The organism is Nostoc sp., from assembly GCF_036917815.1.
GTDB lineage: Bacteria > Cyanobacteriota > Cyanobacteriia > Cyanobacteriales > Nostocaceae > Nostoc.
The window spans coordinates 1-12,065 of sequence record NZ_JBALEK010000057.1; the positions used below are offsets into that span (position 1 = coordinate 1).

A 12,065-nucleotide genomic window follows, 5' to 3' on the forward strand; every position below is an offset into this window, starting at 1 on the left:
TGAAACAGTAATTTTTCGATTACCAACTCACTAAATTTTCTGGTTGATACTCTTGACAAAATTCTGATCTGAACGAATGAAACAGCCCTGCCCTAACCCCCCTTAAAAAGGGGGGAACCGGAATCAAAGTCCGCCAATTTATCGGGGAGCCACTGCGTTGGGCGGGTTCCCCGACTTGAAGCACGTGGCGTGGATTTAGGGGGATCTCCAAGGGTTATAGCGTTTCTCGACCTAGTTAGGTACACCCGTAAGGGCACGGCACTGCCGTGCCCCTACACCTAGCGATATAATGTTGTACCGCATCTGAATGGGAACCGCTATAGGCGTCTAAAAAAAACTTTTCAAACAACCTCTTCCCTTCCCGCTCTTTGCGTCCAACTCTTACGAGATGCTGCACGTAGCTTGCTAGTAATCTTTTTGAGATATTTCATCAAGAAAAATTTTCCTGTGAATCAGTATAATAATGGCAAATCAAGCCACTTTATACTTAAATATAATTTTTACCGTAGGCGTAGCCCGCCGTACTCCTAGGGAGAAGCAAGCTACGCGTAGCGTCTCGTAAGAGTTGGCATCGCACCTTTTTATCCCATCTCACCAAATCGCGTTGATCCCGCTTTGATATAGTTATGGCAATTACTCGCTGTATGCTATGGACGGTTCATTTAAACAACCTAAACTCTAACTAGTGCGATCGCTCACCGTATTTGCGACAGCAGCACGATAAAATTCTAAAACCATAATCGTACTAAAAGGTCTAAATGGCAGAAACACTATTCTTCAACGCCTTACGGGAAGCCATTGATGAAGAAATGGCGCGTGACTCCAGCGTATTCGTTCTCGGTGAAGATGTCGGACACTACGGCGGTTCCTATAAAGTTACCAAAGACCTGTACCAAAAATATGGCGAACTCCGCGTTTTAGACACCCCCATTGCCGAAAATAGCTTTACTGGCATGGCTGTGGGAGCCGCAATGACTGGGTTACGTCCCATCATCGAAGGGATGAATATGGGCTTTTTACTACTCGCCTTCAACCAAATAGCCAACAATGCTGGGATGTTGCGCTATACTTCTGGCGGTAACTTTAAAATTCCGATGGTAATTCGCGGCCCTGGAGGTGTGGGACGACAGCTAGGCGCAGAACATTCCCAGCGACTAGAAACCTACTTTCAAGCTGTGCCAGGATTAAAAATTGTTGCCTGCTCCACACCAAGAAACGCTAAAGGACTACTGAAATCCGCTATCCGCAATGATAATCCCGTGTTGTTCTTTGAACACGTTCTGCTTTACAACTTGAAAGAAGATTTACCAGAAGAAGAATATTTGTTACCTCTGGATAAAGCCGAAATTGTGCGTGAAGGAAAAGATGTAACCATTATTACTTACTCGCGGATGCGCCATCATGTGGTGCAAGCAGTAAAAACTCTTGAAAAACAAGGATATGATCCAGAAATTATCGACCTGATATCCCTCAAGCCATTAGATTTTGATACAATTGGGGCATCAATACGTAAAACCCATAAAGTCATTGTTGTGGAAGAATCCATGCGAACTGCGGGTATTGGAGCAGAAGTCATCGCCTCAATAAACGATCGCTTATTCGATGAATTGGATGCGCCAGTATTGCGGCTTTCTTCCCAAGATATTCCCACACCCTATAACGGCAATCTGGAACGACTGACAATCGTCCAACCAGAGCAAATAGTCGAAGCTGTGGAAAAAATGGTAGCGTTGCGAGTCTAGGGAGTAGGGATTAGGGACTGGGGAGATGAGGGAGATGAGGGAGAAATCAATTCAAAATTCAAAATGACGCTCTCTACGAGACGCTAAAAGCGAACGCGGACTCGCTAACGCTGCGCTAACAAAATTCAAAATTCAAGAATTTATTTATTCCTGCCTCCTGCCTCCTCTTTCCCAATGCCCAATGCCCAATGCCCTAACTCCTCTAAAAGAGCGCTATTATAGCCTTTGTCAGTTGCGAGTTATGGTATGCAAAGACAGCGATCGCTTTTAATTTTAATTGTAGTCCTGGTAATCGCCGCTATAGCGGTGATTACCACAATTTCGATTCCGTTAGGACTGGACTTGCGCGGAGGCTCACAGCTCACAATTCAAGTGAAAACAACACCGGAGATTAAGCAAATCACCGATCGCGAATTGGAAGCCGTGAAAAAAGTAGTCGAAGGCCGCATTAACGGTCTTGGCGTTTCTGAACCAGTGGTGCAAACTGTAGGGAAAGATCAAATCCTAGTGCAATTGCCCGGAGTCAGCGATCCACAACAAGCTGAACGGGTGCTAGGGGGTACAGCACAGTTAGAATTTCGGACACAAAAACCAAATACAGAAACCCAACTGCTTGCTTTCCAAGCATCCAGAGCTGAATATAAATCCAAGCAGCAAGATTTGAGAAAGAGTAACAATCAAGCAGAAATTGTCAAAAATCAGCAAGATTTACAGAAAAATAATCAAGCGATCGCTGAATTGTTTGAAAGCACAAACCCCCCACTCGCAGGGAAATTTCTGAAAGAGGCAGCCGGTGAACCCTCTCAAGGCAACAATTGGAATGTTGCCATTCGCTTCGATCAAAAGGGTGGTGAACTGTTTGCCGAACTGACGAAAAAACTTGCCGGGACAGGACGCAGTATTGGTATTTTCCTAGACAATGAACTGATCAGCGCTCCCAGTGTCGGGCCAGAATTTGCCGCTACTGGTATTACTGGTGGTGCTGCTGTGATTACAGGTAGGTTTACCGCCGAAGAAGCTAACAACTTAGGTGTGCAGCTCCGGGGGGGTGCTTTACCCTTACCAGTGCAAATCGTCGAAAACCGCACTGTTGGAGCAACATTAGGGAAAGATAGTATTCAACGCAGTATTTACGCTGGTGCTGGCGGATTGCTGTTAGTATTAATTTTCATGTTAGTTTACTACCGACTACCAGGATTAATTGCCGACTTTGCCTTGATTATCTATGCGGTATTGACTTATGCCACCTTCGCTTTGCTAGGTGTGACATTAACTCTCCCCGGTATTGCTGGATTTATTCTCAGTATCGGTATGGCAGTTGATGCTAACGTATTGATTTTTGAACGCACCCGTGAAGAACTACGCGCTGGCAAAAGTTTATATCGTTCTGTAGAGTCAGGATTCTACCGAGCTTGGTCTAGCATTTTAGATAGTCATGTCACATCATTAATTTCTTGTGCTGCACTGTTTTTCTTAGGAGCAGGTTTAGTTAAAGGCTTTGCTTTGACATTGGCGCTAGGGTTATTGGTGAATTTGTTTACTGCCATTACTTGTAGCCGCACACTGCTGTTCTTATCATTGCAATTTCCCAACTTGCGTAAGCCAGAGTTGTTTTGTCCCAATCTCTCAACGTCAATTAAATCTGGTGCGGAGGTGCAGTTATGAAATTTAGTGTCATCAAACAGCGAGGATTATGGTGGACAATTTCTGCTACCCTGATGATCGTTAGCATCGTGGGGATGGTGATTTCTTGGCAACAACTCGGCGCACCACTACGTCCCAGCTTAGATTTTATTGGTGGTACGCGACTACAATTTGAACGCGATTGTACACAATCAAACAACTGCACTCAACCCATTGATATCTCTAACGTCAGGGAAGTCGTTGACGCTCAGAAGCTAAATAATAGTAGCATCCAAGTTGTTGGTAAAAACCAACAGGGAATATCCATTCGCACAAAGACATTAGATGTTGAGCAACGCACCCAGTTGCAAACAGCTTTGAGTGAAAAAATTGGAGCCTTTGACCCGAAAGCCACCCAAATTGACACCGTTGGTCCGACACTTGGCCGTCAACTACTTTCCCAAGGGTTATTAGCTCTGCTTGTCTCCTTTGCTGCGATCGTTATTTATTTGAGTGTGCGCTTCCAGATAGACTATGCCGTAATCGCAATTCTTGCATTGTTCCATGATGTTTTGATTACGCTGGGTGCTTTCTCCATCTTGGGATTAGTCGCAGGTATTGAAGTTGATAGTCTTTTCGTCGTTGCTATTTTGACTATTACTGGTTTCTCGGTGACAGATACCGTAGTTATCTACGATCGCATTCGAGAAATACTGACTCTACATCCTAACGATCACATTGACAAAGTTGTTGATGATGCCATCAATCAAACTTTAACGCGCTCAATCAATACCACGTTAACCGTTTTGCTAACCTTGTTTTCCCTATTCCTATTTGGTGGAGAAACACTGAGAAACTTTTCCCTAGCTTTGATTATTGGCTTCACGATGGGTGCTTATTCAAGTATTTTCATCGCCAGTACTCTCCTAGCTTGGTGGCGAGAGCGCAAAGGTCAAACTATCGTGGTAGAAGGTGCTGGGTCAATTGATACACCTACTAGTTCTCAGGATAGTTAAACTTGTGTATATTTCACAATTGGGTGAAAGCATTTTAAATTGCTCACCTATACTTTGAAATTTTATTCCCATTTATGGATCAACCGGAAGAACCATTAACTACTGTCCCAGACTTTGACAAATCTGACCCAGACTTTGCCCAACAAGTACAAAGGTTACATCAGCTGACAGTATATGGCCGATGGCTGTTTGTGGGCTGTTTATGGCTGACCATTGCACCTGTTTCCTTGTGGGGTCTACGTGCAGAAATTTCTTTGTGGCAACAATATTTTACCTGGGTGGCAGTGAGATTTGGACTCTTCTACCATCCACTATCTACCTTTGGTTTAGCCTTTTGTCTGGGCATGACTGCTGCTGTTTTAGTTTGGCAAAGTCGAAATATTCTATTCGGATTACCAGAGCCGGAAAAACAACGTTTAGAAAAACAAGTTTATCGGATTCGTCAACAGGGAGCAACTCATCCTCTGTGGAAGTGGGTTTGTCATTAAATTTTCTTTCTCGTTGCATATACATATACACGTACAGCAATTTCTAGAGATGAACGAGCCTCAGATTCAATTTAGCGAACAGCTTCGCTGCGCCAAAGGCGAACGCCAGTCTGAAATTGACCTTTACCAACTCCAAGAACTGTTAAATGTTTCAGCTTTCTGGGCAAAGGGACGCAGTGTTGAGGATTTAGGTATAGCCATTGCCAACAGTGAACCAGTGATTTCTGTGTGCGATCGCGATCGACTCATTGGCTTTGCGAGAGCAACATCCGATGGCATATATCGCGCCACAATTTGGGATGTTGTGATTCATCCAGATTATCAACATAGTGGGTTGGGAAGCAATTTACTAGAAACCCTTTTGAATCATCCCCGCATGAGGTCCGTTGAGCGCGTTTATCTGATGACTACTCACCAACAGGGTTTCTACGAAAAGATTGGTTTTCAACCCAACACTACCACGACGATGGTGCTACACAACCTAGCTAACCGTGCTTTCGTTGCTGCTACAGAAGTTCAGCTTCAGGAATCACTAGGGGGATAGAGATTTGTAGTCTGGTAAACTGCTGAAGTGGTTCTTTGACAATGGTCGAGGGCAGGATTTCTAACTTTCCTCCCATAACTTCCATCAAAGTCTGATTGATTAATAGCCTCATTCCTGGGGAAAGAGCAGCGTTTTCTTGGTCAATCTTGGTCAGATGATCTTCAGATTTGAGCAAATCAATCGGCTCGCTCCAAGTCATAGCATGGGTTGGTACATCCAGCCAAATGTTTACAAAATTACTTGTAGGTATGGCGCTACTGGAAATACAGATGCTACCTTCCTCCATTTGAGTAATAGCAGTATCTATTAAGCTGGTCAATATTTGACGGAGCCAGAGATAATCTACCAAAACATAAATTTCTGGGTCTGCGGGTAACAATTGCAAGGGAAAATTGCGATTTGCCGCCAGCATATAAGTTAATTTATGAACCTCCTCCAAAACTTGGGCTAAGGGTCTGGGCTGAATATCTAATTTATTGGTACCATGTTCAGTCCTGGCAACGTTGAGAATTTCATCCATCAGCTTGAGCAACTTCAGCGTTCGCTCATGAGCTTGGGCAATAAATTCTCGTTCTTCAGCTGGATCTTCACACAAATCTGACAAAATTAACTGATGTAAGCCAATCAAACCATTGAGAGGCGATCGCAATTCATGGGTAGTTCGCGCCAAAAAACCAGCTTTAAACAGGCTCATTTCCCTAGCCATCAGGTATGCCAGCTGCGTTTGCTGTAGCTGTTGCGATATTGGCGGCATATCCGGTTGATCTAATGGTGCTACTGGGGATGAGCTAGATAAAACATTTGGCGATGCCTGCGCCGGGCATAGCCATCGCCCAAATAACTGACGGAAAACCATACCTAGTGCTATTCCGACTGCTAGATATATCCAGTTGCTCCAATTCATAATTTGGCAATTATTAACTTGTTAATTGACCACAACAGCCCAAACTAAAGTTTCAGATTTCTCTGTTGTCAAAATCAGGAAGACAACATTATAGCTACCTATATCTGGTTATCACTCGAAATATCTAACTTGATCCGACCTTGCCGCAAAATTTCCCAATTTACCCCTGTCCATTTAGCAACAGTGGAAGGTACACCCATCCCCGGCATTTCACCCTGGCATTCTGTTGTTGCTAGAGTTAGAACCTGGGGAAACTGAGTCTCAATTTCTGCCATTGTTTGCAAAGGCGGCTGACCGGAAAAATTAGCGCTAGTGGTGGCAAGAGGGCCTGTTTGAGTCAAAATAGATTGAGCGATCGCACTGTTCGGTACTCGAATACCAATTGTTGTTGGATCGATAGGGTTCATAACCTTTGGCAGGCGTTGACTCGCTGGCAAAACTAACGTCAGCCCTCCTGGCCAATATTTATCTGCTAATTCTTGCCAAACTTTATACTCCTTCTGACTACCTTTGACATACAGCCACAAATCTTCAGCCCTAGCCGCCATCAAAATCAAAGGTTTATCTTGACTACGTTGCTTCGCCGCAAAAATTAATGCTGCTTTTTCTGGTATAGCTGCAAGTGCAGGAACAGTATCGGTGGGAAAGCTTACTAACAGTCCAGAGCGTGCGCCAACTATTAGGTCTTTGAGGGAAACTTGCGTCATCTTGCTAAGTAAGTCGGCGAGAACAATTCAATATATATAAAGAAATATAGCGTTTCTCAATCTAGTGAGGTACATCTTAAGCCCCCTCCTCGCTTGCGGGGAGGGGGTTGGGGGTGGGGTTCTTCTACCTCACTCAACCGATAACCGCTATATAGGACTTTAGGGATTTCCAAAAAATAAATTATCCATCTTGTGGGGTGGGCATCCTCGCCCTGAATATCAGACGGTGAGGATACCCATCCCAGTCCCCAGTTCAATTACTGGCTTAAATGTTGTGATAGGGATGCGTGTGGGGTAATCCCAAATTACCCTTCCTCTAGACACAGAGCGGAGCGGAACATGGGTCTGAATCCCCTAGTTCAAAAGCGTGGTTCTCTTACCCCTACGGGGAAGCTGACTTTTCACGGGATCTGGAAAACCTCTCTCTAAATCTCTCTCCTAAAAGGAGAGAGACTTGGAATTTTCCCCCTTCCCTCGTAGGGAAGGGGGTTAGGGGGTTAGGTTTTTCGTGGCTTTTCCACATAACGTGAAAAGTCAGACGGGGAAGCAAGCTACAGGCGGGGTCGAATCCCCACGAGAACTATCCCCCTTGCCTCTTTTTTGCTATTAACTTCGTACCATTCGGCTTAGGTGTAAATGGTGAAGGGTGGGATTTGTTCGTTGAGTACCCAGTCACCAACTTCGTGGACTTTGTAGGCAACTGGATCATGCAGAGTATGAGTACGGACGTTGCGCCAGAAGCGATCAAAGCGATATTTTGTCGCAGCCGCACGAGTTCCCATGACTTCAAAAATCTTGCTTGTTACTTCTAATGCCACTCGTGTAGTCAAGACTTTGGCAGTGCTAATAGTAACAGCAGTTTCACCGCGTTCGATGGCTGTCAGGTGTTCTCCCTTTTCCCAGGCCGATTGGAAGACCGAGTTGACATAATCAACATGGCTGATGGTCGAAATCAAACTCACCCAGAGATTACCGTATTGCTCAATAATATAAGGATCTTTAGCTGCCGTGTGGGCAGGTGAAAAAATCCAGGGACGGGTTGCAGATAGGGTATATTGCTTGCCTTCCTCAAATGCGCCCAGTGCAATTCCCAGATAGAAATTGACAAAGACAGATTGGAACGCAGGGGTCACCAATGAGGCAAAGGAGCTAGGCGCATCCTTAGAGTCAGGATTGCCCAGAATCTCATCTCGGTGAATCAAGACATTATTAAAACTGACACTACCGCTATCGGTTTGTCGCTGTCCAATGTAATCCCAATCGTCATTGAGAATCACTCCTTCCCGATGGCTGGGAACAATAGCAACAGGAAGATTCTCAACCGCTTCCCGATGCTTGGGAACAATGGCAACGGGAAGATTCTCCATATATCCGCGTGCGGCTGTCACTACAATGATGTCGGAGCCAGTACTGCCTGTGGCAAAGTTTTTAGTACCATTGAGCCGGAAATTGTTTCCATCTTGTGTTAGCACCAATTTAGGATCTCGCGGATTAACAGCATCACCCCAAAACCAGTTGTTGCGAGTAGTTTCGCTGTAGAATCGGGCTTTTTGTTCGCGAGTACCATTTAGTTCAGGAATGACAGAATTGACATAGTGATAACCCAAAAGTTGACCAAGGGAGCCATCCGCTTTAGCAATTTCTCGTACAACTTTCAGGGCTGTAACCCAAGTTTGACCAAATCCCCCATATTCTTCTGGGATCAGGAGTTTAAGCAGACCACTTTCCCGCAGAAGATTTAGTTCGGCGGTTGGACTACCACCTTTAGCATCTCGTTCGACTGCTGTTTTAGCAAACTCCTTTCCTAATGAGGCAGCTAGAGCAATGTAGTCTTTTGTTTCTTGTAAGGTAGATAAAACCATTTCCAGCATCTCCATCAAATCTGTACTCTCACATCTCGCACCTAGCCCTAGCGATTAGAAATCGCGGCTATACAAACTTTCGTCCACCTCCGTGGACTAAGAGGAAATCAAGGGTTTTTAACCCACGGAGGTGGGTTTTGCCTGTGTAGCCGCGACTTCCAGTCGCCTGGTGCAAGATATAAGTACTAAAACTATTCGCTAACTATTTGCTTAAATGTTGTGCAAGGTCTGCGATCGTCGGATAATCCCAAACTACCCTTAGCTCTAGCTCTTTTCCTAGCCAATCTGCTAAATCTCCGGTTAAAACCACCGCAACTGAGGAATCTAAACCATAACGTGCAAAAGTGGTTTCTACATTTATTTGTTCGGGTTCGATTTCTAGCAAATCTGCTAGATAAGAAATCAACCATTCTTTGATTTCTGTAGTAGAGACTTTTAAAGATTCAGTTTTTTGAGAAAGCATACATCCTCCAAAATTTAGACTAAAATCAGCTAGCAGTTTTTTTCGCTTCAATCATTCCTAGCGTGGGAACTTTAACATCCCAAGCTAAACCTAATACTTCAAGAATGCGGATTAACCAGTACCCTAAATCAACTTGCCACCATTGCAACCCAAACTTTGATGAGTTAGGAAAAGCATGATGATTATTATGCCAAGCTTCTCCTCCTGTAGGAATTGCTAGCCAAACATTATTAGTACTCTTTTCAGTAGTATTGAAGTAGCGACTACCATACAGATGAACAATGGAGTTAAGACTCCAAGTTAAATGATGCACTACAAAAATTCTGACAAGCCCTCCCCACAAAAATCCTTGCCCTACACCTATCCAAGTACCTGACAATATTCCTCCAAGAATAGCTGGAATCAAAAGACCCAAAAAAACGAAAGCTAGGTACTGTTGATTGACTTTTTTCATCACAGGGTCTTGCAACAAATCCTTCGCAAAAACTGTAGAATTTGTGAGTTCGCCACTAAGCATCCAACCAATATGGCTATGCCACATTCCCCTTAACTTTCCCCAAGATTCTCCTTGGTGAAGGTTGGGAGAATGAGTATCTCCTATTTGGTCACTGTATTGATGATGCCGTCTATGGTTGCTAACCCAATTGATGACAGGGCCTTGAGCTGCCATAGAAGCCAAAATAGCGAAAGCAACTCGAATATATGGGTGGGTTTTAAAAGCACAGTGAGCTAAAAGCCGATGATTACCTACAGTCACTCCCCCAACCATAGTTAAAAACCAGAAAACCAAAAGCAATTCTAATTCCATGAGATTAATTCCCAAATCCCAAGCGAATTTGAGCGCTATCAGTGTACCGATCAAAGGAATTATGATCGTGGCTGCGGCAAACCGCTTTTGGACTGTTTGTAAGTAATCATTTTTGATTGTGATTTTTGCTTCTTTTTTTGAAGTAAGTAAAGAAGGACTTTGATTATTTAACTGCATTAGCTTTTACACCCTCATTAAATTTTTGATATTTAGGCTTTCTGACAGAGATATTCATCCAGATCATCTTCTTCTCCAGCTAAATTTTGCTCGAAATCACCAATTTTTTCTGCATACTGATTAATCAAATTCTCCACCTGATTAGTATCTAGTAAAGTCTGGTCATAGAGATTTTCTGCAAGAGCATAAGCTATCTTTGCCTGAAAATATTCTTGACCCCACTTTTCGACACGTTTTAATTCATCTGTCGGCTCACTTTGATCTGACTTTTGTATGCAAGCAAGCACAAATGCCCATGCAGCTACATCACCCAATTTTTGGGATAATATTTTACTGAATTTCTTATTACTGCTCCGAGATAGGTTTTTATTTTTGAGGTAAGAAGCACAATATTCCGCCGTTTGTTGCAATTGCTCACTGATTTTTGTCGCTCCCAGAAACTCATTGAGAGATGAACAGACTTGAGGTGTTTGGTATAAAGCTAATAAACCTAAGTGCATCTGTAAAGTTTCAGTCGGTCCCTCAAAAATCCGAAACAAACGAGCATCCCGTAAGATTTGGGGCGCAATATTAGATTCGATATAACCCCGTCCACCTAACAGTTGAACAAGATGATCGGCTGCTTGCCACATTAATTCAGGTGCGATAATTTTAGCGACAAGATAAGCTTCTGAAGGAACATATTTCCCTTCATCTAGGGATGTTGCAATGTTTTTAACCAAGCACTCAACTGCACCAATTGCTGCTGTTAAATCACTCAGACGTTGTAAAGTAATCTGTTGATTTATTAGCCGTTCTATACCAATTGAGCGACGGTTAGCATAACGAAGCATGAGTTGGGCACAATGTTTCATTCCGCCAATACAGGTTGCAGCAATTCCCAATCGTGCCAGTTGCATTGCGTCCTGGGCTATTTCAAAACCTGAACCAATTTTGCCTAAAACATTTTCGTGATTGACTTTTACTTGTTCAAGGTGAATAGTATTCTGAACCATACCTCGCATTCCCATTGTCAGAGCTTCAGTACCTTGCTTCAATCCTTGAGCATTTTCAGGGATGGTAAATGCTGTGATTCCCAAAGATTCGCCTTGTTCATCTACAACATGAGCAAAAATATTGATCGCGCTTGACCAAGATGCAGAACCGCTCCAAATTTTGGTGCCGCTAAGTAACCACCCACCACTTCCATCTGGATGCGCTTCAGCTTTGATTCCTCTAGGATTAGATCCGGCGGATGCTTCGGTAATCGCAAAGGCTGCTAAATCTCTCCCTTGGGCTAAATTCTGGAGATAGGTTTCTTTGATTTGAGGTGTACCATATTTAAGAATTGGATAGATTCCCAGAAAGTTGTTTACACCCACAAATGAAGCTAAGTTGAGATCAATAGCTGCAAGTTGTTCCATCACTTGCAACGTATCACTGTAACTTAAGCCCAGACCCCCGGATGATTGAGGCACAATCATTCCTAATAAGCCTTTTTTGCCAAAGTCTAGAACGACATGGGGCGTTATACACCGTCGCTCGTCCATCAGTCTAGAATTGATTCGTCTTTGGGCATAGTCACGTAACCAATGGATGACTTGTTCTGCACGTTGACGACTTGAACTTTCTAAGGACTGACTTTGACTATTAAACTGCATTAGCTTTTGCGTCCTCCTGAATATTCGCTCTTTGAGAATCTTTACTCAGAAAACCTCTCTCCAAACCTCTCCCCTACAAGGGGAGAGGCTT

11 protein-coding genes are annotated in these 12,065 nt (G+C 43.7%); 5 read left to right on the forward strand and 6 right to left on the reverse strand.

Translation table 11 applies throughout. From position 1 onward, the window contains the following. The first annotated feature begins 758 nt into the window (after positions 1-758). The 5 genes from V7K97_RS16815 to V7K97_RS16835 all read left to right on the forward strand — a co-directional run bounded on the left by V7K97_RS16815 (position 759) and on the right by V7K97_RS16835 (position 5,413). The gene (locus V7K97_RS16815; protein ID WP_334802168.1) at positions 759-1,742 is read left to right on the forward strand and encodes an alpha-ketoacid dehydrogenase subunit beta; all 984 of its coding nucleotides are present in this window, start codon (positions 759-761) and stop codon (positions 1,740-1,742) included. Between the two features lie 246 nt (positions 1,743-1,988). Continuing rightward, on the forward strand, positions 1,989-3,407 hold the full coding sequence (gene secD, locus V7K97_RS16820) for a protein translocase subunit SecD (RefSeq protein ID WP_334802249.1): 1,419 nt from the start codon (positions 1,989-1,991) through the stop codon (positions 3,405-3,407). Next, positions 3,404-4,381 carry a protein translocase subunit SecF gene (gene secF, locus V7K97_RS16825; protein WP_334802169.1) on the forward strand — a complete coding sequence of 326 codons (978 nt, stop codon included), beginning with the start codon at positions 3,404-3,406 and terminating at the stop codon, positions 4,379-4,381. The genes secD and secF overlap by 4 nt, the downstream gene beginning before the upstream one ends. 74 nt (positions 4,382-4,455) lie before the next feature. Beyond that, positions 4,456-4,869, forward strand: coding sequence for a hypothetical protein (locus V7K97_RS16830; RefSeq protein ID WP_334802170.1), 414 nt, complete (start codon positions 4,456-4,458; stop codon positions 4,867-4,869). 49 nt (positions 4,870-4,918) lie between these two features. Beyond that, entirely contained in the window at positions 4,919-5,413 is a 495-nt protein-coding gene (locus V7K97_RS16835; protein ID WP_334802171.1) for a GNAT family N-acetyltransferase, read from the forward strand. Here V7K97_RS16835 and V7K97_RS16840 read toward each other — a convergent pair. The 6 genes from V7K97_RS16840 to V7K97_RS16865 all read right to left on the reverse strand — a co-directional run bounded on the left by V7K97_RS16840 (position 5,376) and on the right by V7K97_RS16865 (position 11,974). Beyond that, positions 5,376-6,317: a sensor histidine kinase gene (locus V7K97_RS16840; protein ID WP_334802172.1), complete on the reverse strand. Its 942-nt coding sequence runs from the start codon at positions 6,315-6,317 to the stop codon at positions 5,376-5,378. The two genes, V7K97_RS16835 and V7K97_RS16840, sit on opposite strands and share 38 nt — an antisense overlap. Before the next feature lie 98 nt (positions 6,318-6,415). Further along, entirely contained in the window at positions 6,416-7,024 is a 609-nt protein-coding gene (locus V7K97_RS16845; RefSeq protein ID WP_334802173.1) for an L-threonylcarbamoyladenylate synthase, read from the reverse strand. Positions 7,025-7,650: 626 nt separating this feature from the next. Next, entirely contained in the window at positions 7,651-8,886 is a 1,236-nt protein-coding gene (locus V7K97_RS16850; RefSeq protein WP_334802174.1) for an acyl-CoA dehydrogenase family protein, read from the reverse strand. A 202-nt stretch (positions 8,887-9,088) separates the two neighbouring features. Next, positions 9,089-9,349, reverse strand: a complete 261-nt coding sequence (locus V7K97_RS16855) for an acyl carrier protein (protein WP_334802175.1) — start codon at positions 9,347-9,349, stop codon at positions 9,089-9,091. A gap of 25 nt (positions 9,350-9,374) precedes the next feature. After that, positions 9,375-10,334 (reverse strand): acyl-CoA desaturase, encoded by a 960-nt coding sequence (locus V7K97_RS16860; RefSeq protein ID WP_334802176.1) that lies wholly within the window; start codon positions 10,332-10,334, stop codon positions 9,375-9,377. A gap of 32 nt (positions 10,335-10,366) precedes the next feature. Next, the gene (locus tag V7K97_RS16865) at positions 10,367-11,974 is read right to left on the reverse strand and encodes an acyl-CoA dehydrogenase family protein (RefSeq protein WP_334802177.1); all 1,608 of its coding nucleotides are present in this window, start codon (positions 11,972-11,974) and stop codon (positions 10,367-10,369) included. Positions 11,975-12,065: the final 91 nt, after the last annotated feature.

Excerpts from the sequence above, each read along its gene's own strand:
- V7K97_RS16865 (WP_334802177.1), bottom strand. The coding sequence starts at position 11,974 with ATGCAGTTTAATAGTCAAAGTCAGTCCTTAGAAAGTTCAAGTCGTCAA.
- V7K97_RS16830 (WP_334802170.1), top strand. The coding sequence starts at position 4,456 with ATGGATCAACCGGAAGAACCATTAACTACTGTCCCAGACTTTGACAAA.
- V7K97_RS16860 (WP_334802176.1), bottom strand. The coding sequence starts at position 10,334 with ATGCAGTTAAATAATCAAAGTCCTTCTTTACTTACTTCAAAAAAAGAA.
- V7K97_RS16855 (WP_334802175.1), bottom strand. The coding sequence starts at position 9,349 with ATGCTTTCTCAAAAAACTGAATCTTTAAAAGTCTCTACTACAGAAATC.
- V7K97_RS16850 (WP_334802174.1), bottom strand. The coding sequence starts at position 8,886 with ATGGTTTTATCTACCTTACAAGAAACAAAAGACTACATTGCTCTAGCT.
- V7K97_RS16845 (WP_334802173.1), bottom strand. The coding sequence starts at position 7,024 with ATGACGCAAGTTTCCCTCAAAGACCTAATAGTTGGCGCACGCTCTGGA.
- secF (WP_334802169.1), top strand. The coding sequence starts at position 3,404 with ATGAAATTTAGTGTCATCAAACAGCGAGGATTATGGTGGACAATTTCT.
- V7K97_RS16835 (WP_334802171.1), top strand. The coding sequence starts at position 4,919 with ATGAACGAGCCTCAGATTCAATTTAGCGAACAGCTTCGCTGCGCCAAA.
- V7K97_RS16815 (WP_334802168.1), top strand. The coding sequence starts at position 759 with ATGGCAGAAACACTATTCTTCAACGCCTTACGGGAAGCCATTGATGAA.
- V7K97_RS16840 (WP_334802172.1), bottom strand. The coding sequence starts at position 6,317 with ATGAATTGGAGCAACTGGATATATCTAGCAGTCGGAATAGCACTAGGT.
- secD (WP_334802249.1), top strand. The coding sequence starts at position 1,989 with ATGCAAAGACAGCGATCGCTTTTAATTTTAATTGTAGTCCTGGTAATC.